Annotated in this window: 17 protein-coding genes and 1 pseudogene; 10 read left to right on the top strand and 8 right to left on the bottom strand. The window is 75.6% G+C overall.

Translation table 11 applies throughout. The features are described from left to right. Window positions 1-2 precede the first annotated feature (2 nt). Window positions 3-485 (bottom strand): NUDIX domain-containing protein, encoded by a 483-nt coding sequence (locus DMB38_RS29710; RefSeq protein WP_125937724.1) that lies wholly within the window; start codon window positions 483-485, stop codon window positions 3-5. A gap of 147 nt (window positions 486-632) precedes the next feature. Here DMB38_RS29710 and DMB38_RS29705 point away from each other — a divergent pair, with 147 nt between their 5' ends. Then, window positions 633-1169 (top strand): DUF1707 and FHA domain-containing protein, encoded by a 537-nt coding sequence (locus DMB38_RS29705; protein WP_047018684.1) that lies wholly within the window; start codon window positions 633-635, stop codon window positions 1167-1169. Between the two features lie 123 nt (window positions 1170-1292). Here the strand turns inward: DMB38_RS29705 and DMB38_RS29700 are convergent, their stop codons facing one another. Continuing rightward, complete coding sequence (locus DMB38_RS29700; RefSeq protein WP_240662538.1) at window positions 1293-2849, bottom strand: penicillin-binding transpeptidase domain-containing protein; 1557 nt, start codon at window positions 2847-2849, stop codon at window positions 1293-1295. Between the two features lie 201 nt (window positions 2850-3050). Here DMB38_RS29700 and DMB38_RS29695 point away from each other — a divergent pair, with 201 nt between their 5' ends. Next, window positions 3051-4946, top strand: a complete 1896-nt coding sequence (locus tag DMB38_RS29695; protein WP_047018682.1) for an ABC transporter ATP-binding protein — start codon at window positions 3051-3053, stop codon at window positions 4944-4946. A gap of 111 nt (window positions 4947-5057) precedes the next feature. Here DMB38_RS29695 and DMB38_RS29690 read toward each other — a convergent pair whose 3' ends face one another. Together DMB38_RS29690 and DMB38_RS29685 are read right to left on the bottom strand one after the other, a co-directional pair. After that, window positions 5058-6323 (bottom strand): MFS transporter, encoded by a 1266-nt coding sequence (locus DMB38_RS29690; RefSeq protein WP_125937722.1) that lies wholly within the window; start codon window positions 6321-6323, stop codon window positions 5058-5060. Between the two features lie 69 nt (window positions 6324-6392). Next, window positions 6393-7154: a nucleotidyltransferase domain-containing protein gene (locus DMB38_RS29685; RefSeq protein WP_125937721.1), complete on the bottom strand. Its 762-nt coding sequence runs from the start codon at window positions 7152-7154 to the stop codon at window positions 6393-6395. Between the two features lie 450 nt (window positions 7155-7604). Between DMB38_RS29685 and erm the strand changes: the two genes are divergently transcribed. Next, the gene (erm, locus tag DMB38_RS29680) at window positions 7605-8504 is read left to right on the top strand and encodes an ErmE/ErmH/ErmO/ErmR family 23S rRNA (adenine(2058)-N(6))-methyltransferase (RefSeq protein ID WP_125937720.1); all 900 of its coding nucleotides are present in this window, start codon (window positions 7605-7607) and stop codon (window positions 8502-8504) included. 205 nt (window positions 8505-8709) lie between these two features. Here the strand turns inward: erm and DMB38_RS29675 are convergent, their stop codons facing one another. From DMB38_RS29675 to DMB38_RS29665, 3 genes are all read right to left on the bottom strand, one after another. After that, the gene (locus tag DMB38_RS29675; protein WP_125937719.1) at window positions 8710-9459 is read right to left on the bottom strand and encodes an exonuclease domain-containing protein; all 750 of its coding nucleotides are present in this window, start codon (window positions 9457-9459) and stop codon (window positions 8710-8712) included. A 157-nt stretch (window positions 9460-9616) separates the two neighbouring features. Then, window positions 9617-10918: an SAV2148 family HEPN domain-containing protein gene (locus DMB38_RS29670; RefSeq protein ID WP_240662772.1), complete on the bottom strand. Its 1302-nt coding sequence runs from the start codon at window positions 10916-10918 to the stop codon at window positions 9617-9619. A 189-nt stretch (window positions 10919-11107) separates the two neighbouring features. Continuing rightward, window positions 11108-11698, bottom strand: a complete 591-nt coding sequence (locus DMB38_RS29665) for a 3'-5' exonuclease (RefSeq protein ID WP_125937718.1) — start codon at window positions 11696-11698, stop codon at window positions 11108-11110. A 216-nt stretch (window positions 11699-11914) separates the two neighbouring features. Between DMB38_RS29665 and DMB38_RS29660 the strand changes: the two genes are divergently transcribed. From DMB38_RS29660 to DMB38_RS29650, 3 genes are all read left to right on the top strand, one after another. Further along, complete coding sequence (locus tag DMB38_RS29660) at window positions 11915-12676, top strand: trypsin-like serine protease (RefSeq protein ID WP_240662537.1); 762 nt, start codon at window positions 11915-11917, stop codon at window positions 12674-12676. 286 nt (window positions 12677-12962) lie between these two features. Beyond that, window positions 12963-13187, top strand: coding sequence for a DUF397 domain-containing protein (locus tag DMB38_RS29655; protein ID WP_125937717.1), 225 nt, complete (start codon window positions 12963-12965; stop codon window positions 13185-13187). A gap of 31 nt (window positions 13188-13218) precedes the next feature. Further along, window positions 13219-14193: an aminoglycoside phosphotransferase family protein gene (locus DMB38_RS29650; protein ID WP_240662536.1), complete on the top strand. Its 975-nt coding sequence runs from the start codon at window positions 13219-13221 to the stop codon at window positions 14191-14193. A 105-nt stretch (window positions 14194-14298) separates the two neighbouring features. On the opposite strand, the gene prcB is transcribed toward DMB38_RS29650, so the two are convergent. Next, the gene (prcB, locus tag DMB38_RS29645) at window positions 14299-15168 is read right to left on the bottom strand and encodes a proteasome subunit beta (protein WP_164716224.1); all 870 of its coding nucleotides are present in this window, start codon (window positions 15166-15168) and stop codon (window positions 14299-14301) included. Window positions 15169-15410: 242 nt separating this feature from the next. Between prcB and DMB38_RS29640 the strand changes: the two genes are divergently transcribed. From DMB38_RS29640 to DMB38_RS29625, 4 genes and pseudogenes are all read left to right on the top strand, one after another. Next, window positions 15411-16724: a hypothetical protein gene (locus DMB38_RS29640; RefSeq protein ID WP_240662535.1), complete on the top strand. Its 1314-nt coding sequence runs from the start codon at window positions 15411-15413 to the stop codon at window positions 16722-16724. Beyond that, a pseudogene (locus DMB38_RS29635) lies at window positions 16721-18792 on the top strand (polysaccharide pyruvyl transferase family protein). Before DMB38_RS29640 ends, DMB38_RS29635 begins: the two are co-directional and overlap by 4 nt. Before the next feature lie 192 nt (window positions 18793-18984). Continuing rightward, window positions 18985-19440 (top strand): GNAT family N-acetyltransferase, encoded by a 456-nt coding sequence (locus tag DMB38_RS29630; protein ID WP_125939365.1) that lies wholly within the window; start codon window positions 18985-18987, stop codon window positions 19438-19440. A gap of 84 nt (window positions 19441-19524) precedes the next feature. Then, a complete protein-coding gene (locus tag DMB38_RS29625) occupies window positions 19525-20751 on the top strand; it encodes a globin domain-containing protein (RefSeq protein ID WP_346429526.1) in 1227 nt (408 codons plus the stop codon). Window positions 20752-21597 lie beyond the last annotated feature (846 nt).

Genomic DNA, 21597 nt, shown 5'->3' with positions numbered 1-21597 from the left:
TGCTACGCGCGGTGCGAAGGAGCGACGGGCAGGTAGCCGAGGTCGACGGGAGCGCCGCGGGGCGCGGCGAGGAGGCGGGGCAGCGGCGGCGGCCACAGCGGCTCGTACGGCTCCGCCGCCTCCGCCGGAGACCACCACTTCCAGCCGAGGATGCGGTCCTCCGGGTGCCGCGCGACCGCCTCGGCGGTGGGCTCGCGGCGCGGCCCGGCGGCCAGGTAGATGTGCTCGTGCTGGCGCACCGGCACGCCCTGCCGGGTGAAGTCGTGCTCCCAGGTGCACAGCAGCTCGCCGGCCACGATGTCCGTCCAGCCGGTCTCCTCGTGCAGCTCGCGCACCGCGCCCGCGCGCGGGCTCTCGCCGGGGTCGAGGCCGCCGCCCGGGGTGGCCCAGTGGATGCCGGCCTCCACGTCGTCGTAGCGGAACATGAAGACCGCGCCGTCCGGGTCGAGGATGGCGAGGCGGGCGGCGCGGCGGGGTGTGCGCATGCGGCCGAGCCTAACCGCTGTGGCCGGTGCGTCGATCATTTGTCACGGGTACGTACGGGAACGGAAGCGTACTGGACACCCGCCGTCGCCCAGCCCGACAATTCGAAGGTGTCAGGCTCCGACCACCCCACGTCTTCCTCGTTCCCCCTGTACCCGGCGGGGACCCCGCGCGTCTCCGACGAAGAGCGGGACAGGGCGATCGAGTTGCTGCGCGACGGCGCGGCCGAGGGCCGGCTGTCCCAGGACACGTTCCTGGCCCGCGTGGACCTGGCGTTCGCCGCCCACTCCCACGAGCAGTTGGCCGCGCTCACCGCCGATCTGCCGCCGCGCGAGGGGCGGTTGACGCGGGCGATCCTCGGCACGGTCGCCAAGGCGTCGTCGCTCGGGGTGCGGGTGAAGCAGGCGTGGCAGGCGGAGCGGCTGCCGCCGCTGATGCTCCCGGCGCCGGGCACGCTCCCGCTGCGCATAGGGCGCGATCCGCGCAACGGGCTGCGGCTGATGGAGGAGACCGTCTCGCGGATGCACGCGGAGCTGCGGTGCGCGAGCGGGGTGTGGCTGCTGCGGGACCTCGGTTCGACGAACGGGACGTTCATCAACGGCCGCCGGCTGACGGGCGAGGCGCCGGTGCGGCCGGGCGACCAGTTGGGCTTCGGCCACACCCGGTACCTGCTGACGGCCCGCTGACCCCGGCGCCCGGGCGGGACGACCGCGGGGGCCGGACGCGTCGCGCCGTTGCCCGTGCCGTGCGGGCCGGGCGTCCCCGTGCCCACCCCGCTGCCGATGCCGTAGGGGCCGCGCGCCCCGTGCTCACCCCGCCGCCAGCACCGCGCTCACCACCGGGCCCGCCGCCTCGCTGCCGTGGCCGCCCTCCGGCACCACCGCCGCCGCGGCCACGTCGCCGCGGTACGCCGTGAACCAACTGTCCGGCCGCTCCTGCCCGTCCACCTCCGCCGAGCCGGTCTTCGCGCCCGCCCCCGCGCCCAGGCCCAGGCCCGCGGCCGTGCCCTCGGCCGCGGTCAGCTCCATCATCCGCCGCAGGTCCGCCGCCACCGGCGGGGGCAGCGGCTCGGCCGTGGCGACCTCGCGGTCGTGGAACGAGGGCGGAAGCAGCACCGGCTGCCGGAAGCCGCCCGAGGCGACGGTGGCGGCGACGGACGCCATGGTGAGGGGGTTCATCTGCACCTGGCCCTGGCCGATGAGCGCGGCGGACTTCTCGTCGCCCGTGGCCACGGGTACGGCGCCGTCGAAGGTCGCCACCCCCGTCTGCCAGTCGTCCTCGCCCAGGCCGAACCAGCGGCGGGCGGTCGCGGCCGGCTCGCCGTCGGCCAGTTCGTCGCTGAGCGAGACGAACGCCGTGTTGCAGGACTCCGCGAAGTCCTGCGCGAACGTGGCGTCCTCGATCTCGCCGCCCTCCACGTTGTGGAAGGTCATGCCCTGGTCGTGGGCGTAGGTGCGGGGGCAGCCCACCGGCGTCTCCGGCGTGACGCCCGCGGCGAGCAGCGCCGCCGCCGTAATGATCTTGAACGTGGAACCGGGTGCCGTGGCGCCCTGGAGCGCGTTGTTGAACTCCCCGCCGCCCTGGGCGTTGGCGATCGCGAGGATCTCTCCGGTGGAGGGCCTGACGGCCACCACGGAGGCCCGGCGGTGGTCCCGTACCGCCTCCTCCGCCGCCTGCTGCACCCCGGCGTCCAGCGTCGTCGGCAGCTTCGCGGGCCTGCCCTTCGAGATGCCCAGCAGCGGCGTGGTGCGCTGGGCACCGTCGGTCTCCTCGACGAGCACCTCGATGCCGGGCTCACCGCGCAGCTTCCCCGCGTACCTCTCGCGCAGTTGGGCGAAGACCGGCCCGAGCGACGGGTACTTCTCCGCGCTCAGCGTCCTGCCGTCCGCGTCGACCGCGACCACCTGCGGGGTCTCGCCCTCCCGGGTCACCAGCCGCCGGTTGCCGGCCAGCGCCGGGTGCACGACGGAGGGGTCCCAGTCGACCAGCGGCTTGCCGGTCGTCCGGCCGCGTACGACCGTCAGCTCGGAGTCGTACGTCCACGTCTTCGCGTGCCCCTCGGCCACGACCCGCGCCGTCACCGAGAACGGCACCGTGGCGCCCCGGGCCGCGCCCGGCTCCAGCGTGACCTTCCGCACCAGGGCGTCGGTGAAGTACGCCCCGAGCACCGGCCTGGCCTTAGCGGCGTAGTCCGTCAGCCGGGCGGCGGCGCCGGGGCGCCGGCCGGCCCAGGCGGCGAGGAAGTCGTGGGCGGTGGTGCGCACTTCCGCGGCGCTCGGCGGTCCCGTCGGCACGTCGGGGCCGTCGTCGCCGCCGGCGAGCGTCTGGTAGATGCTGGTGACGCCGAACACGGCCAGTGCGGCCATCCCGGCGAGCACCAGGCATAAAACTGCTTTGGCTCCGGTTCGCATGCGCGTCCCCCTGCCGTCGAGGCCCCTCCCCCGGGCCGCCCACGACTCTACCCGCGGCCTCCGACACTCCGCGGTTGCACTGAACCAAGGTTGAAGTTCTAGCTTTACGGGGCGGGCCGCCGCACCCGGCCGCGCACCACGAGACGGGAGAACCCGATGGACATGCAGGCCACCGCCTGGCAGTCGCTGCACAGTACGGTCACCGCGCAGCGGGACAAGCGCCCGCTGTCGCGGGCCGGGCTCGGCCGGATCTGGCGGTTCGCCCAGCCGCACCGGCGCCTGCTGAACTGGTTCCTGCTGCTCAGCGTGGTGACCGCGGCACTGGCCGTGGCCACGCCACTGCTCGCCGGCCGGGTCGTGGACGCCATCGTCAGCGACGCCGACCGCGGCCGGGTCGTCTCCCTGGCGCTGCTGATCGCCGCCATCGCGGTCGCCGAGGCGGGGTTCGGGCTGGTGGCGCGGTGGCTGTCGGCCCGTATCGGCGAAGGGCTCATCCTCCAACTGCGCACCGCGGTCTACGACCACGTGCAGCGCATGCCCGTCGCGTTCTTCACCCGCACCCGCACCGGCGCCCTCGTCAGCCGGCTCAACAACGACGTCCTCGGCGCCCAGCGCGCGTTCAGCAACACCCTCTCCGGCGTCGTCGGCAACCTGGTGACGCTGCTGCTCACGCTCGCCGTCATGCTGCGGCTCTCCTGGCAGATCACCCTCCTCGCGCTCGTGCTGCTGCCCGTCTTCGTGCTGCCCGCCCGCCGCATGGGCGCCCGGCTCGCCCGGCTGCAGCGCGAGGCCGCGGGCCACAACGCCGCCATGGGCACCCAGATGACCGAGCGGTTCTCGGCGGCCGGCGCCACGCTCGTCAAGCTGTACGGGCGGCCGGAGCGGGAGTCGGCGGAGTTCCGCGAGCGGGCGGCGCGCGTACGGGACATCGGCATCCGCACGGCGATGGTGCAGACCCTCTTCATCACCGCCCTCACCCTGGTCTCCGCGCTCGCCCTCGCCCTCGTCTACGGCCTCGGCGGCTGGTTCGCGCTGCGCGGCACCCTGGATGCGGGCTCCGTCGTCGCCCTCGCCCTGCTCATCACCCGTCTGTACGCGCCGCTGACCTCGCTTGCCGGGGCGCGGGTGGAGGTGATGAGCGCGCTCGTCAGCTTCGAGCGGGTCTTCGAGGTGCTGGACCTCAAGCCGCTGGTCGCCGAGAAGCCGGACGCGCGGGAGGTGCCGGAGGGCCCGGTGGCGGTGGAGTTCGACGGCGTGGACTTCGGCTACCCCGCCGCCGACAAGGTGTCGCTGGCCTCGCTGGAGGAGGTCGCCGTGCTGGACACCAAGGCCGGCGCGCAGGTGCTGCACGGGGTGTCGTTCCGCGCGGAGCCCGGCCGGATGGTCGCCCTCGTCGGCTCCTCCGGCGCGGGCAAGTCGACCATCGCGCAGCTCATCCCGCGGCTGTACGACACGGACGGCGGCACGGTCCGCCTCGGCGGCGTGGACGTCCGCGACCTGTCGGCCGCCTCGGTGCGGGCGACGCTGGGCATGGTCACCCAGGACGGGCACCTCTTCCACGAGTCGGTCCGCGAGAACCTGCTGCTGGCGCGGCCGGACGCGAGCGACGCCGACCTGTGGGACGCGCTGCGCAAGGCGCGGCTGGACGAGCTGATGGCCGCGCTGCCCGAGGGCCTGGACACCGTCGTCGGCGAGCGGGGCTACCGGCTGTCGGGGGGCGAGCGGCAGCGGCTGACGATCGCCCGGCTGCTGCTCGCGGAGCCGCGCGTGGTGGTGCTGGACGAGGCCACGGCGCACCTGGACTCCACGTCGGAGGCGGCGGTGCAGGAGGCGCTGGCGGAGGCGCTGGCCGGGCGCACGGCGGTGGTCATCGCGCACCGGCTGTCCACGGTGCGGGCCGCGGACCAGATCCTGGTGGTGGAGGAGGGCCGGATCGTGGAGCGGGGCACGCACGCGGAGCTGCTGGCGGCCGGCGGGCGGTACGAGGAGCTGTACCGCACGCAGTTCGCGGAGGACGGCGGGGCCGGGGAGCTGGTGGCGCAGGAGGCGTAGGACGGCGGCGTACGGGGCGGGGCGCGGGCCCCGTACCGGCGCGGCGCGCGGCGTACGGGACCCGCGGGCTCCGCGGCGACAGGCGGCGGACGGCAGGCGGTGGCGAGGGCGTCAGGCGACCGGGTCCGGCTCCGGGACGGGTGCGCCCGGGAGGTGGCGGCGGGTGCGTACCGGCGAGAAGTACAGCGGCAGCGCCGCCACCACGAGGATCACCGCCCCCGTCCACAGCGCCGCCCGTACGCCCGCGAACTCCCCGATCACCCCGGACAGCGCCGAGCCCAGCGCGACGGAACCCATCAGCAGGAAGCGAAAGGTGGCGTTCATGCGGCCGAGCAGCGCGTCGGGCGTCAGCCCCTGCCGCAGGCTCAGCCCCAGCACGTTGTCGATGCCGATCTTCACCGACACCAGCGCCATCCCCGCGGCCCCCGCCACGCACAGCCACGGCGGCCGGCTCAGCAGCGGCACGAGCAGGGCCGCCGGCGCCACGCACAGCCCCGCGGTGGCCAGCGTCCACCCGCACCCCCGGCGGGCGGCGAGCGGCCGGGCGAGCCGGGCGCCGACGAAGGTGGCGGCGCCGCAGAGCACCCAGTAGCCGCCCAGCAGCCAGGCGGGCAGCCCGAGCTGGCGGACGAAGAGCACCGGGACCATCGTGTTGACGGTCTGCGCCCCGAGGTTGGCGAGCGCGGCGCCGAGCGCGAGCGGGCGCAGCTCGCGGCTGCCCAGCACGTGCCGCAGCCCGTCGCGCATCTCGGCGGCCAGCCGGCGCGAGACGGCCGACGCCGGGCGGATGCGGCGCGGGGTGCCGCCGCGGATGCCGGTGAGCGATACGGCCGTGGCGAGGTGACTGACGGCCTGCGCCGCGACCGCGACCGGCGCCGTCAGCACCTCCACGAGCAGCCCGCCCACCCCGCGCCCGGCGACGCTGCCGACCGCGTACAGGCTGACGACGCCGGCGTTCGCCCGCACCAGCGCCTCGCGCCCGACCACCGCGGGCAGGCAACTGTGCGAGGCGACGTCGAAGAAGACCGTGGCGCAGCCCGCCAGCAGCACGGCCGCGTACAGGTGCGGCAGCGTGAGCGCGCCGAACCACCAGGCCAGCGGCACGGCGGTGAGCAGCACGACCCGCGCCAGGGCGGCGGTCACCAGCACCGGCACGCAGCCGAGCCGGTCGACCCACACCCCGGAGGGGAGCCCGATGAGCAGGTACGCGGAGGTGCCGAGCGCGGCCAGCAGGCCGATCTGACCGGGGCTCGCGCCGAGACCGAGCGCCACCAGCGGCAGGGCCAGATGGCCGACCTGGATGCCGATCTGATCGGCGGCGGTGGCGGCGTACAGCCGTCGGAAGGCGGGCACGCGCCAGGGGGATGCGTATGCCATGGAGGGAGCTTGCCGTGCCACCGGGGCGGGGGAAAAACGGAGCGCGTTCGTCCCGCCCCGGGCACCCCGCTAGCGGTATGCTCCGCCCTTCGCGCCCGGCGGCGGAGGTGCGGCGTCGCGCGCGGCCAGCAGCGGCAGGACGTCCGCGACCAGCTCCAACTGCAGCCGCAGCGCGTCCCGCGGGGCGGCGCGCAGCACGGCGCGCATCAGGTCGGTGGCGCCGGCGGGGGCCTTGAGGTCGTCCAGGTGGCGCTGGCAGGTGCCCAGGTCGAGCGAGGGGTTGGGCAGGTCGTTGGCCGCCCAGAGGGTACGGAGCAGTTCGCTGGTCATCACGGCCGCCGCCCAGCCCGTCTCCACCGGGTCGCCGCGCTGGCGGACGGCCTGCATCTTGGGCACGACGTGCGTCCAGAGCTCGGCGTAGTGCGCCTTGACGGGCGCGGGGGTGCGGTAGCCGGCGTGGATCGCCGCGGCGTCGGCGATGAGTTCGGCCACGGCACCGTCGGGGTCGTGCAGCGGGACGCCGTCGAGGAAGGCGTAGCCCCACGACTCGTCGCCGACGCGGTGCGGGGCGAAGCGGGAGCGCCACTGCTCGGCGGTGCGGGGCACGAGGTCGACGGGCAGCGGGCGGCGGCGGGACCGCCAGGGGGCGCGGCGTACCGGGTCGAGGGCGGTGACCACGAGCACGTCGAGATCGGAGTCGGGGCGTCCGGTGCCGCGGGCGAGGGATCCGGACAGCAGGACGCCGCGGACGTCGGGGTCCGCGCGCAGTTCCGTCAGCACCACCTCGAGCACCGTGCGGTGCAGGGAGGTGGGAAAGGCAGCGGTGGTCATCTCGCTCCCGGGTCCGGCCCAGGCGGGAGCGTAGCAGCCCCTGCACCGAGCGTGCGGGGCCGGGGCCGCGAAACGGAGGTGCACGGGCGGCGGGCGAGTGGTTAGGGTGGTCGCGGAAGTGCATCCGAGGCAGGGAGACGCCGTGGGCACGCTGGCCGTGTGCGCCGGGGACCATGCAGGTTCGTGGCGCGCGTTCTTCTCCCTCGTGCCGTATCGCCACCGCGTGGTCCCGGCGCCCTGACCGGCAGCCCGGGACGGCATTCCCGCTGAGCGACCCCGTCGCAGGCCCCGCGATCCGCGCGCGCTGAGCGCGCCCGCCGGGCTCTTCCCACCACGTTCACGTGCCCCGCCGAGGGCCGACGTCGCGCTGCCCGGCCAGGGCCATCCGCCAGTCCAGGAACGCACTTCTTCCCGGAAGGACGGCAGGCTGTGGCCCGCTCTCACCGACGCATGTCCGCACGCACGGACTCCGATAAGAACCGTCGCGCCGACGCCCGCGCGACCACGGGCGGCAACGCCCGGACGAACCGCCGCCGCGGCTCCCCGGAGGGGGGCCGGGACACCGGCTCTGGGGGCGGCGGCTCCCGGTCCCGGTCACTCTCCCTCTCCCAGAACTTCCTGGCAGGACCCGCCGTCGCGCGGCGCGTGGTGCGGCTCGCGGCGCCGGAGGCGGGCGCCGGGCTCGTCATCGAGGTCGGCGCCGGCACCGGAACGCTCACCGAGGCCCTGGCACCGCACTGCCGGGAGCTGATCGCCTACGAGATCGACCGCCGGCTGCTCCCGGGCCTGCGCACCCGGCTGGCCGCCCACCCCCATGTCCGCGTCGTGGGGCAGGACTTCCTCACCGCCCGGCCGCCGCGGGAGCCGTTCGCGGTGGTGGGCAACGTCCCGTACGCGCGGACCTCCGCGATCGTCGACTGGTGCCTGCGCGCACCGCGGCTGGAGTCGGCGACGTTCGTCACCCAGCTCGAGTACGCCCGCAAGCGCACCGGGGACTACGGGCGTTGGAGCCTGCTGACCGTGCGCACCTGGCCCTGGCACGAGTGGCGGCTGCGCGGGCGGGTGCCGCGGGAGTCCTTCCGGCCGGTGCCGCGGGTCGACTCGGCGGTGCTGCGGATCGACCGCCGCGGGGAGCCGCTGCTGCCGCGGGGCGAGGAGGCGGCGTACCGCCGCCTGGTCGAGACGGGCTTCGGCGGCGCGGGCGGCACCCTGTACGCGTCCCTGCGCCGCGCGGGCTACCCGACGGCCCGCCTGACGACGGCCTTCCGCAAGGCGGACCTCCCGAAGACCACCGTGGTGGCCTACGCCACCCCGGCCCAGTGGCTGACGCTCCACGAAACGCTGCGCTGAGCCGGGGGCCGGGCGGGCCCGGGTTACCGGGCAACGCGCGGCAGCGCGGCAACGCGCGGCAGCCGGCCCCCGCCCGCGAGGCGGGCGGGGGCCGTTGCCCGGTGTCCTCCGGGGAGCACGCCGCTGTCACGCCCCATCCCGGGCGAAGGCCGGGCCGCAACGCCCGTGCCGTGCCCGGGAATCGGTGCCGGCCGCTCCCCCTCCGCTACGCCACCGCCCCGTCCGGGCCGTAGCCCCTCTCCGGCACCGGCTCCGCCGTCGCCGCGCCCGGCATCGGGGCCGTGGCCGCGTCGCGGGTCTGGCGGGCGAGCCACTGGCGGTAGCCCTCCGCCCGCTCCGCGTGCCAGCCCGCCTGGCCGCGGTGCAGATCCCACGCGCCGGCCGACGCCACGTCCCCGTACCGCTCGGCTATCGCCACCGCCAGCCGGACCGCCGCCAGCGCGTCCTCCGCGGCGTCGTGCGCGCGGCCGAGCACCACCCCGTACTCCACACAGACCGCCTCCAGCGTCCTCTTGCCCTCCCGGAACGGATCCACCGTCCGGTCCATCGCGTACGGATCGATCACCGGGCCCTCCTCCCCGCCGCCCAGCCGCTCGCGCATCGACGCGAGCCCGTGGCGGCGCAACTCCGCTGCCAGCAGCGTCAGATCGAACGTGGCGTTGTACGCCACGACCGGCACGCCGCGCGTCCAGTGCGCCGCCAGCGCCTCGGCCACCTCGTCCGCGACCTCCGCCGCAGGACGGCCGTGGGCCGTCGCCCGCTCGTCGGTGATCCCGTGGATCGCGGTCGTCTCCGGCGGCACCGGAACACCCGGGTCGGCCAGCCACTCCCGCCTGCGCGCCGGGACGCCGCGAACGGCCTCCACGACGGCGGCGGAGACGATCCGCGCCTCCCCCGGGTCCGTCCCGGTCGTTTCCAGGTCGAAGCCGACCAGCAGCTCCCCGTACCACCCCATGGGCGCCCTCCCTGCTCCGTGGCCAGTGACTCCACACTCTCACCCGCCACTGACATACCGGACCTTCAGATTCCGGATGCCGGGGAGCACTCAAGGCGCGTAGACAAGGGGTGTGGAGAAGGGCGCGGAGGAGGTGTGAACGAGCGCGCGGCGGGCGTCAGGAGACCGGGCGCGCGTCCGTCCAGAAGCTCTCGAACTCCTCGCGGTACACCTCGAAGAGCCCCGGCTCGCCGCCGCCCTCCCCGTGCACCAGCTCCCGCCGCGCCGCCCGCAGCACCAGCGCCGGCGCCTCCGCGCCGCGCGCCCGCCGCAGGTACGTCTGCACCACGCCGAGCCCGTCCGGCCGGTCGCCGTCGATGAGGTATGCCGTGAACCGCGGCGTCTCGTCGAAGACCCGGATCTCGAACGACCCCGCCGCGTCCCCGCCGCCCTGCGGGCGCAGCCGGGAGCGGACGCGGCGCATGTGGATGATGTTCGTCTCCACCGCCCGGGCCAGCTCGCCCCGCTTCATGCCCAGTTCGCGCTCCCGCCGCCGCACCGTGCTGCTCGCCGGGTTGAGGAAGAGCAGCCGGATCCGGCAGCCGCCCTCGGCGAGCCGGCCCAGCCGGCGGCCCGAGTAGTTCTGCACCAAGAGGTTGAGCCCGATGCCGATCGCGTCCAGCCGCCGGGCGCCGCCGAAGAGGTCCTCCGCGGGCAGCGCGCGCTGCAGCCCGACCCGGTCGGGGTGGACGCCGACCACGTCCGCGTACCGGTCGCCGACCAGGTCCTCCACCGCGTCCACCGGCAGCCGGTCCGCCGACGGCGGCTGGTCGTCGGCGCCGAGGAGGCGCAGCAGCCGGCTCGCCGCGCGCTCGGCCTGCGCCAGCACGGTGCCGGAGAGTGCGCGGTTGCGGGAGACGACGTTGCGGGCGACCTCCAGTTCGTCGAGCGCCAGCTCCAGGTCGCGGCGGTCGTCGAGGTACGGCTCGAAGCACGGCCAGTGCTGCACCATCAGCTCGCGCAACTGCGGCAGCGTCAGGAAGCTGATGACGTTGTCGTCGGCGGGGTCCAGCAGGTAGCCCTTGCGCCGGCTGACCTCCCGCACCGCGACCGCCCGCTGCACCCACTCCTGGCCCGCGGGCCCCGCCGCGGCGACGACCCAGTCCTCGCCGTGCACCGGCTCGTAGACGGGGCGCAGCACCGAGGCGACGACGGAGCGCAGGCGCTGCTCGACGACGTTCAGCCAGATGTACGCCCGGCCCGCGCGCGCCGCGCGGGTGCGTACCTCGTCCCAGTCGTCCTGGCCCCAGCCGATCTCCGCACCGATCTCCATCGGCCGGGCCAGCGACACCGTCCCGGGCGGCGGTGGCGGCTCGGCCGAGCCGCCGTCCCCGCGGCCCTCATCCTCGGGACCGCCTGCCGGGGGCAGCTCAAGACCGCCCGCACCCACGCCCGTACCGCCTTCCGCGCCCAGCTCCACGATCACGGCAGCGTACTGCCACGATCCCCGGGGCGCATCCTGATCGAGCCAGGGGTAACCCAACTGCCGTGCCGGGTTCCGCGGTTGTCACCCGGGCGGGCGGCGAACGACCCGCCAACGGCCCGCGGACGACCGCCAAGTGCCCCCCGGACGGCTCGCGGACGACCTTCCGGCGGCCCTTCGCGACTCCTACGCCCCGCCGCCGGGCGGCTCTTGGGCGGTCGCGGTACGCCCGCCCCACAGGACGCCGGCGAGCAGCCCGGCGATGTTCCAGGCGTCGTCCACGCCGCGGTGGTGGGTGCCCTCCAGCTCCTGTCCCGCGTGGGCCAGCGCCTCGGCCATGCCCAGCTCGCGGCCGAGCCCGTGGGCGAGCGCGTAGAGCGTCTTGGCGTTCACGTGCCGCCTGCCGAAGGGGTACGCGACCTCCGCCGCCGCGCACTGCCGCTCGAACTGCCGCCGGTCGTAGTCCCCCCAGCTCGCCCAGACCCGCTGCCGCGCGCCGTGCTCGCGCCGCAGCAGCGCGCACGCCTCGGCGAACGGGACGCCGGCCGCGACCTGTTCGGGGGTGAGGGTGGTGAGCCGGGTGCAGAAGTCGCCGACCTCCGAGTGCTCAGGACGTACCAGCACCGACCGCCGCGAGAGCCGCTGCCCGGTCCGCACGTCCAGCTCGCAGAGCCCGATCTCGATGATCTCCGGGCTCATCCCGGCCGGCGGCGGGCCCTCCCAGCAGGTGGCTTCGACGTCGACGACGAGGACGCGGTCGAGCAGGTGCGTGGTCATGCGGACCAGCCAAGCACGCGGCGCCCGCCCGCCGCGCGGCGATTTCCGGCGGCGGGTCCCGCGCGGAGAGCGCCGCCGCCGCTTTCCATCGCGGCGCGTTATGGGAAGTTGTGATTACCGCGAACTCCCGGTTTCCGGAATCCTGACGGCTGGTACTTCCCTGGCCCTCCACGCGCGGGCCCACCCGAACCCGCGTGCCTTCGGAAACGAGGAACCTTGCGAATAACCAGAACACTCCCCACACTCGTCGCCGCGCTGCTGGCCGCCCTCGCCTTCGGCACCACCGCAGTCGCCGCCGACCACACGTCCGCCCGCGGCGCCGCCGACGTCACCGCGGCCGCCCAGGCCCGTACGCCCGAAGGGCCGCCGTCCACGAAGATCATCGGCGGCGGCTACGCCCAGAGCGGCCCCTGGGCCGCGCGGCTCTTCTCCAACGGCCGCCAGACGTGCAGCGCGTCAATCATCGCGCCCACCTGGATCCTCACCGCCAAGCACTGCGTCAGCGGCGGCGGGCTGTCCTTCCGCATCGGCAGCCTCGACCAGACCAGCGGCGGCACCCTCGCCAACGGCGTGCAGACCTACACCCACTCCTCCGACCTGGCGCTGGTCCGGCTCGACCGGTCCGTCTCCACCACGTACGCCACGCTCGGCCAGCCCGGTTCCGTGACGGTCGGGCAGAACGTCCAGGTCTACGGCTGGGGCGCCACCTCGCAGTGCGGCTCCGAGATCAACTGCCAGTCCCAGTACCTGAAGGTCGCCAACGTCACCGTCACCGGCGGCTGCACCGACGCCTACGGCGGCAACGCCATCTGCGCCCGGCGTGGCGACGGCATCACGGCCGGCGGCGACTCCGGCGGTCCGATGATGGCGAACGGCGTCCAGGTCGGCGTCGCGTCCACCAGCGACCGGCAGACCACCACCGCGTACACGAACGTCACGCGGTACCGCTCCTGGATCCAGTCCATCGCCGGTGTCTGAGGCCCACCCGCCGCACGGCACCTGAAGCCGGGCGGATGCACCCGGTCCGTACGCCGGCACGCCCGGACCGGGCGCATCCGTCCACTCTCCGCCCGCCCGCCCCGCCTGTCCCGCCTGACTGCGCGCGGGGCGGGTGGGCGGACTCCTTCGTGGGGACGGCCACCTCCTCCCCCGGCCACCCCCACCGCGGTGCTCCGCCGCGGACATCCCGGCCGCGGCGGGGTGCCGCTTTGTCCAACCGGCGATCCCTTGCCGCCTTCCGGTCACGGACGGAAGACTGGGCGGCATGACCGCATGGAACGACCGGTTCGACCTGAGTGACGCCAGGTGGCGCAAGACCAGCTACAGCGACCGTACGGGGACCGCCTGCCTGGAGGTCGCGGACGGCTTCCACCCCGCGCTGGTCCCGGTGCGCGACAGCAAGGACCCGCACGGCCCGGCGCTGGTCTTCACCGCGACCGCCTGGGAGGCGTTCGTGGACGGCGTGAAGTCGGGGGACTTCGGGGCGTAGCGCACGGCGGGCGGCAGGTAGCGTGCGTACGGTGAACGACCCCGCGCACTCCCCCGGACCTTCCCGCGATCTCCCGCCGGCCCTCTTCCCGCCCGGCCTGCCGGTCCTCAGCGAGATGCGCGTGCACGCCTCCGGACGCGCCTGGCTGGCGGAACTGCCGGACCTGGTGGAGAAGTTGCGTGCGCGCTGGTCGCTGCGGCTCGGCGCGCCCTTCACGGGCGGAAGCTGCTCCTGGGTGGCCCCGGCGCGGCTGCCGGACGGCACGGACGCGGTCTTCAAGGTGACGTGGCCGCACCGCGAGGCCGCCGGGGAGGCCGAGGGCCTGCGGATCTGGGACGGCCGCGGCGCCGTCCGCCTCCTGGCCCACGACCCCGGTCACTACGCCCTGCTCCTGGAGCGCTGCAAGCCGGGCACCGAACTCGGCACGGCCGGCGAACTGGGCGCCGAACACCGGCTAAGGCTCGGCGCGGAGGTGCTGCGCGAGCTGTGGAGCGCCCCGGTGCCGCAGGACTGCGGTCTCGAGCGGGTCGCGGACGTCTGCGCCGAGTGGGCCGACCTCCTTCAGGAGCGGATGGAGCGGCTGCGCCCCGGCTACGACGCGGGGCTCGTCGCCCACGGCGCCCGGCTGCTGCGCGAACTGCCCGGCGGCGCCCGCCGCGAGGTGGTCGTCCACGGCGACTTCAACCCCGGCAACATCCTCGCCGCGGGCCGCCGCCCCTGGCTGGCCATCGACGCCAAGCCGATGACCGGCGACCCGGGCTACGACCCCTTCCCCCTGCTGGAGCAGATCGACGACCCCTTCGCCACCGCCGACCCGGCGCGCACGGTCGCCGCCCGGCTGGCGCTGCTCGCCGGCGAGTTGGGCGAGGACACCGGGCGGCTGGCGGCGTGGGCCGTGGCCCGGCGGGTGGAGGCGGCGCTGTGGAGCGCGGAGCACGGGGACGTGCCGGGCGGCGCCGGGGTGCTGGGCGAGGCGCGACTGCTGGCGGAGGTCGCCGGGGTGTAGGGGCTACGGGCCCGGGTGCGCCTGCGCGTACGGCGGGCCCGGTGGCGGCGGCCCCCGATCGGCGGGGCGCCGCGGCCCCGTCGGGCCCGCGGCGCCGTGACCGGCCTACGCCAGCGGTGCGTTCGGCCCGTCCGGGCGGCCGCGGCGGCCCTCCAGCACGGCGAGCGACAGCTCGGAGACCCGGTCGTCGTCCAGCCGCCGGCAGCCCTCCGCGGTGACGGTGTAGACGAGGGGGTAGATCCGGCGGGTGGCGTCGGGGCCGCCGGTGGCGCTGTCGTCCTCGGCCGCGTCGTAGAGCGCCTGCACGGCCATCGTCACGGCGTCGTCCCGGCTCATGCCCTCGCGGTACAGCTTCTTCAGCGCCCCGCGCGCGAACACGGAACCCGAGCCCGTCCCCCCGAAGCCCTTCTCCTCCGCGCGCCCGCCGGTGATGTCGTACGAGTAGATCCGCGCGGCCCCGCTGCGCGGGTCGTACCCGGCGAAGAGGGGCACGACGGCGAGGCCCTGCATGGCGGGGCCGAGGTTGTCGCGGATGAGGGTGCCGAGGCGGTTGGCCTTGCCCTCCAGGGAGAGCGGCACGGTCTCGATCTTCTCGTAGTGCTCCAGCTCCAGGCGGAGCAGCCGGACCATCTCCTCGGCCATGCCGGTGGAGCCCGCGATGCCGACCGCGGAGAACTCGTCGGCCGGGAAGACCTTCTCGAAGTCCCGGTGCGCGATCATGCCGTTGCCCAGGGTGACGCGGCGGTCGGCGGCGAGGAGGACGCCGTCGGCGTAGGAGGCGGCGACGATGGTGGTGCCGTGGGGGATGTCCACCGCGGCCGCCCCGGTGCCGGTGGCGGTGCCGGGAAGCGGGCGGTTGGCGGGGAGCTGATCCGGGGCGTGGGCGGCGAGGAAGTCCACGAACGACGACGAGCCGGGGGTGAGGAATTCGGGCGGCAGTTGCTCCACGGCGGTTCCCTTCGTCGACTCTTCGATCCGTCCGGCCGTGCGGGCCCGTTCGCCCGCGACGGCCGCGGGCCACGGCCGGGCGCGTACCGCCCGGGCACCGTCCGACCCTACCCGCACCCCCGCGGGGGCCGCCGGGGGCCGCCGGGCGCCGCATTCTGCGCCCGCGACCTGAGCTTCGCGCAGTGTTCATCTCACGTCTGCCACGTGGCCAAACCGGGCGTCGGCGGCTGCGGAACAGTCGCACCCTGTTCGCACGAACCAGGAGCACGATGAAGAGTCCGCGATCCAGACCGTCCCGCCGGGCGCGGGCAGAACAGGCGCTCGCGCTCGCGGAGTGCGCCCGCGTCTGCACCGGATACCTGGCCGGGCTGACGGCCGAGGAGGACCCCGCGGCCCCGCCGCCGCCCGGCGTGGGCCCGGGGCCCGCCCGTACGGCCCTGGTGGCGGCGATCGGCGAGCTGCTCGGCACCGCGCCGCCGCCGCGCCGCGAGCCGGTCGGCGCGGAGCTGTTCGACACCCTGCTGCGGGCCGGCGACCGGGCGGTGGAGACGGGCGGCGAGCGGGAGTTGCTGCTGGCGGTGGCGCTGGCGGACACGGGCGTCTCGCTGCGCGCGAAGTCCCGCGCCGCGTGGCGGCTGCGCGCGCGGGCGCTGGACGCGCTGGGGCACGCGGCCGCGGCGACGGAGGCGTACGAACGGACGCTGGCGCTGGGCAGCACGCACCCGGAGACGCCCGTGCTGCTGTCGATGGCCCGGGAGAAGCGCGCGTGCCTGGCGACGGCGGTGGGGCTGTTCCCTGCGGACACGGCCGGGGGCCGGGAGACCGGCGCGGGGGAGGAGGGCGGCGGGGCGGAAGCCGGAGCCGCATCGGCCGCCTCCGCCACCGGGCCGGCGTTCGCGGCGGCCGTCCGGGCCGAGGCGATGCCCGGGGTCGTGCGGGAGGCGTTCACCGCGTACGTCACGGAGCAGATGAGCCGGTACGGGGCCGGGGACGCGCGGGTGCGCGAGCTGGCCGGGGCGTACGGGACGTACTGCCGGATCCTCGACCAGGGCCGCATGGCCGATCCGCTGCTCGCGGGCGCCCGCCCGGTCGGCGTCGCCGACTTCCGCGGCCTCGTCGCCGGGAAGACGGCCTGCGTCGTCGTCGGGCCCGGCCGGTTCGAGGAGGCGGGCGACTACGAACTCGTCGTCCGCTGCGACGACTTCCGCGGCGGCGAGCGCGCCGACGTGCACGCCGTCGCCGATCCGGCCTGCGCGTCGTGGCACCGGCCGGCCGGCGTCCGGCTGCTCTTCGCCGACCCCGGCGAGACCTGGCGGGAGACGGTCAGGCGCGCGGTGCCCGGCGCGCAGGACGGGCTCGGCGACGCCTCGCTGCGCCGCCCCCTCCAGGACCCGGCGCTGCTCGGCGACGGCGGCTGGGGGCCGGAGACCAGCGCCGCGTTCACCGTGCTGCGGCTCCTGGACCACCTCGACGTCAGCCCGCGGCTCGACGTCCACGGCGCCGGCCGGCTGCGGCCGGAGGAGCGCCGCTGGATCACGTCCCGGGCCAAGGACCGTACGAAGACGAGGACCGCCCTGCGATGATCCCTTCCGCCCCCCGCTCCCCCGCCGCCGCCCCAGCGTCCCTCGCCCCCCGCGCGCTCCCCGGCCCGGTCCCGCCCCTGCCCTCCGGGACCGGCCGCCCCGCACCGGCCGCGGCGGCGGCCGCCCGCCGCGCGCCCCGCGTCGCCTTCGTCTGCCGGGCCGACGCCGCCGACCCCGGGCACGCCGCCGGGCTGCCCGCCCTGCTCCGCAGCCTCGCGCTGGCCAACCCCGGCGTCTGCGAGGACTTCCTGCTCCGCCACGACGGCCTGCCGGACGACGTCCTGGCCGCGGCCCGCCGGCTGCACCCCCGGATCGTCGAACTCCCCGCCGGGGGCGGCGAGGCGGGGGCCGCCCCGGACCCGTACGACGACCTCGCGGGCGCGTACTACGACCTCATAGAGCTGCACCCCCGCTGGCTCGTGGCCGCCGACCTCGCCGTCCTGCGCGACCCGTCCGACGAGACCCGCGCCCGCTACGAGTTGACCGACGAGCGGTTCTGGCGCGCGTACTGCACCCTGCCCGCGCACCGCCAGCACCCCGACCTGCTCCTCCACTACGGCCCGCCCCTCCTGCGGCTGCGGCCCACCACCGACCTCGCCCGCCGCACCGCCCTCGGGCTGCGCACGATCGGCGCGTACGAGGAGGCCGTGGAGGCCCTGTCCGCCGCCCGCTCGCAGGCCAACCAGCCGCGCTTCCACGACGCGATGGGCACCGCGCTCATGGCCGTCTCCCGCTACGACGAGGCCGAGACACATCTGCTGCTCGCCGCCGCGGCCCCCGAGCTGGCGCCGAAGGCGTTCAGCCAGCTCGCCCGGCTGGCCTGGCTGCGCGGCGATGAGGAGCGGTCGAAGGCGTACGCGCGCGAGGGCCTGGACGCCGAACCGACCAACCGCACCTGCAAGGCGCTGCTCCAGGGCGGCTACGGGCTGCCGGAGTTCGCGGCGCACCACGGGGAGGCGTCGGTCGTCTCCACGCAGCTCGCGCACGCCGCCGCGTACGCCACAGGGCAGGAGAACGCAGGCGACAAGATCCTCCCGAGGCCGTCCGGCTCTGCTTCGGCCAGGACGCCTCCGCGCGCCGGTGGCACCCGGTCCCCGTGCACCGGCTCTTCGACGAGGAGGCGCTGGCGGAGGTCAACGCGCGCCGTGGTCTGGTCGTCGGCGGCGGCGGGCTGTTCCTGCCCGATACCTGGCCGAACGGCAACAGCGCGTGGCAGTGGAACGTGCCGGACGAGCTGCTGGCGCGTATCGATGTGCCGCTGGCGGTCTTCGCCGTCGGCTACAACGTCTTTCCCGGCCAGTCCTACCGCCGCAGCCGCTTCCGGGAGAGCCTCGCGGCGCTGGTGGAGCGGTCGGCGTTCTTCGGGCTGCGCAACCGCGGCTCGGTGGAGCGGGTGCGCGAGCTGCTGCCGGAGCGGCTGCGGGAGAAGGTCGCGTACCAGCCCTGCCCCACCACCCTCACCCGGCTGCTCCAGCCGGGCTGGGACGACGGCGAGGTGGAGCGCGCCGACACGGTGCTGGTCAACTGCGCGTACGACAGGGCGGGGATGCGCTTCGGCGACGGCTACCCGCGGTTCCTGGACGCGATGGCGCGGGCGGTGCGGGCGCTGCGCGAGCGGGTGGACGTGCGGGTGGCGGCGCACATGACGGCGGACGAGCAGTTCGCGCACGACCTGCGCCGGGAGCACGGGATCGCGCTGCCCGTGGACGCGCTGTACGACCTCGGGAACGACGCGATCCGCGCCGCGTACCGGCGGACGCGGCTGGTGATCGGGATGCGCGGGCACGCGGGGATGATCCCGTTCGGCTGCGGCACGCCGGTGCTGAGCCTGGTGTCGCACCCGAAGCTGGCGTACTTCCTGGACGACATCGACCGCCCGGAGTGGGGTGTGCGGGTGGACGACGAGCGGCTGGCGGAGGTGCTGGTGGAGCGGGCGGAGGCGGTGCTGGACGACCACGGCGCGGCGGTGGCGGACGTGCTGGACCGGCAGCGGATGCTGTGGAAGGTGACGCGGGAGAACCTGGCGGGGCTGCGGCCGGCGCTGGGGCTGCAGGGGGAGACGCCGTAGGCGGGGCGTGGGCGGGCCGTGGGGCGGGGAACGCCCCGGGGGCGTACCCCTGGTCCGGAGTGCCTCACACCTCGTACGGCGTGGGAAACGCCGTGGTCGCGCGGGGCCGGGCCCGGTTAGATTCCGGGCATGAGGATACGTACAGGAGGCCCGGCCGACGTCCCCGCCATGCTCGCGCTGCTCGACGGGGCGGTGGCGTGGCTGACGGGGCAGGGACGGACCGACCAGTGGGGCACGGAGCCGTTCTCCGGCCTGCCCGAGCGGGTGGCGCAGATGGAGGAGTACGCGCGCGACTTCCTGGTGCGGGTGGCGGAGACGCCGGAGGGCGGAGTCGCGGGGGTGTGCGTGCTCGCGGACGAGCCGCAGTCGTTCGTACCGGCGGCCGGGGAGCCGGAGTTGTACGTCCGGCTGCTGGTGACGGACCGGGCGCTCCGCGGCGCCGGGGTGGGCGCGGCGCTGGTGGCGGACGCGCGGGCGGAAGCGGTGCGGCGGGGCGTGGGGCTGCTGCGGGTGGACTGCTTCGGGGGCGGCGACGGGGCGCTGGCGCGGCAGTACGAGCGGCTGGGGTTCACGCCGAGCGGGACGTTCACGGTGGAGCGGCCGGGGCGGCCGGTGTGGCCGGGGCGGCTGCTGGAGATCCGCCTGTGAGGCGTACGTTCTCCTTGGTGGGGCCCGGGCGGAAGAGACATTCGGTGGCGACTTGGGAAACTTGTTCGAGGCCGTGTTGAAGAAGTGACCCATGGGTCAGTACCGTCCGTGTGCGTGGATGCAAACGAGCGAATCCGGGCGAGTTTTGCCCGAGTTGAACGCAGAGCCGACCATGTCGCCAAGTACTTCTATTCGCATCTGTTTGCCCGCAATCCGGGGGTCCGCGAGCTGTTTCCCGCGGACATGTCCGAGCAGCGTGACCGCCTCTTCGCCGCCCTCACCCACGTCGTGCAGCGCCTCGACGACCCCGACCTGCCCCGCTACCTCGCGACGCTGGGACGCGACCACCGCAAGTTCGACGCCCGCCCGGAGCACTACGCGGCGGTCGGCGAGAGCCTGATCGCGGCGCTGCGCTTCGGGCTGCCGAACACCTGGGACGAGGAGACCGAGCAGGCGTGGCTCGGCGCGTACAAGATCCTCTCCGAGGCGATGATCGGCGGCAGCGAGGAGGCCGACAAGCGGCAGGCGCCGCGCTGGTGGGACTGCCGGGTCGTGGCCCGGCACGCGGCCGCGCCGGGCGTCACGGTCCTCACCCTGCTGCCGGACCGGACCCTGCCGTACGCGGCGGGGCAGTTCGTCAGCGTCTCCACGCCGAAGGTGCCGCGGGTGTGGCGCCCGTACTCCATAGGCTGCGCCCCGCGCGCCGACCGCACGATCGACCTGCACGTCAGCCGGGTCGACGGCGGCCTGCTGAGCCCGGTGTTAGTGGATCGGACGGCGCCCGACGACACCCTCCGCCTGGGCTCCCCGGCGGGCACGGCGGTGCTGCCGAAGCGCGCGGGCCGGCCGGTGACGTTCATCGCGGCGGGCACGGGCTGGGCCCCGATCCGGGCGCTGCTGGAGGAGATGGTGCGCCGCTGGACGCCGACCACGGCCCGGCTGTTCCTGGTCGCCCGCAGCCCCGCGCACGTGTACGACCCGGAGGCGGTGGACGCTCTGCGGAAGCATCACTCGTGGGTGGACGTCACGGTGATCACCCCGGAGGGCGTGGAGCGCCAGGGGGCGACGGCCCACCGCCTGGAGGCGGCTCTGTCGGCCCACAGGGACTGGGCGAAGCACCGGGTGTACGTGTCGGGCCCCGCGCAGTTCATCGCGGAGGTACGGGAGTTGGTGCGGGGGTACGGAACGCCACCGGAGCAGATCGCCCACGACCACGTACCGTCGCCGGAGCGGGCCCCCCGGGAGCCGGGCCACTCGGCGTGGTTCTTGCACCCGTCGCAACCGCAATGGATCAACCCGGCGGACCGCTGAGGAGGGGCGGATAGTCCGGGGGCACATGCGACTTCGCGAGTGCCAAGAACGGGTTGGGACGCCTGGGACGGCTGCGGCGCGTGGGGCGGCCGGAGGCCGGGCGTGCGGCGGGTGCGGGGCGACGGGCGACTCCCATCCGCGGGCGGCAGGCAGGCGCCGCTGCTCGCGGAGGCCGGGAGCTACGGGGGCGGAAGCCGGCGCCGTGCGAGGCACGTCCGCGCGCCCGCACGGCGCCGGGGGCGGTGACGCGGCAGCCGTCGGCTCTTCGTCGCCGGACCGCCCGGCGTCGCGGGGAGGGCGGGCGTCAGGGTGGGCGATCTCGTATACGAATCGCCCAACGTGGGTTTTTGAGCATCGGGGCCCCCACCTCGGCTGGCAGCCGCCTCCCCGAAGTGCGCGGCTGCGGCCCCAGCGGCGATCACACGCAACACCCGGCGCCCGCCAACACCCAGAACCGAGCCACCCGGGGAAGCAGCGCCCAACTCCCCGCCGCACGACGCTGCATCCGCCCGGCGATCGCCGACCGGAACCCTGCCAGCACGGGCCGGAGCGGAGAAAATGGGCCGTAACTCGCGGTAACACCCCTGGATCCGGGCCGGATCGGGTCCCGGAATTCGAGTTTCGCCCGGCGACACGCACGCACCGCCCGGTCGGCGCCGCACAGACACCCGGACGCAGGCCCCCGAAGAGGCCCACCCCGCGGAGGTGGGTCACGCCAGCCCCCGTAGGCGCCTGCACCTACGCATGACCGTGCCCGCCCCCGTGCGATGCTCCCCTCCTTCAGCCCCGCCACCGGCCCACCCCACGAACGCCCCGGGTGCGCCGGCCCCACGCCGCCGGGGCCAC

This window comes from Streptomyces sp. WAC 06738 (genome assembly GCF_003945505.1).
GTDB lineage: Bacteria > Actinomycetota > Actinomycetes > Streptomycetales > Streptomycetaceae > Streptomyces.
Note: the sequence above shows the minus strand (reverse complement) of the source record. Positions and strands in the feature narration are given on the sequence as shown.

Coding starts and splice junctions, on each gene's coding strand:
- DMB38_RS29690 (WP_125937722.1), bottom strand. CDS start 6,323: ATGGCATACGCATCCCCCTGGCGCGTGCCCGCCTTCCGACGGCTGTAC.
- DMB38_RS29665 (WP_125937718.1), bottom strand. CDS start 11,698: ATGACCACGCACCTGCTCGACCGCGTCCTCGTCGTCGACGTCGAAGCC.
- DMB38_RS29655 (WP_125937717.1), top strand. CDS start 12,963: ATGACCGCATGGAACGACCGGTTCGACCTGAGTGACGCCAGGTGGCGC.
- DMB38_RS29710 (WP_125937724.1), bottom strand. CDS start 485: ATGCGCACACCCCGCCGCGCCGCCCGCCTCGCCATCCTCGACCCGGAC.
- DMB38_RS29640 (WP_240662535.1), top strand. CDS start 15,411: ATGAAGAGTCCGCGATCCAGACCGTCCCGCCGGGCGCGGGCAGAACAG.
- DMB38_RS29685 (WP_125937721.1), bottom strand. CDS start 7,154: ATGACCACCGCTGCCTTTCCCACCTCCCTGCACCGCACGGTGCTCGAG.
- DMB38_RS29675 (WP_125937719.1), bottom strand. CDS start 9,459: ATGGGGTGGTACGGGGAGCTGCTGGTCGGCTTCGACCTGGAAACGACC.
- DMB38_RS29695 (WP_047018682.1), top strand. CDS start 3,051: ATGGACATGCAGGCCACCGCCTGGCAGTCGCTGCACAGTACGGTCACC.
- erm (WP_125937720.1), top strand. CDS start 7,605: ATGTCCGCACGCACGGACTCCGATAAGAACCGTCGCGCCGACGCCCGC.
- DMB38_RS29700 (WP_240662538.1), bottom strand. CDS start 2,849: ATGGCCGCACTGGCCGTGTTCGGCGTCACCAGCATCTACCAGACGCTC.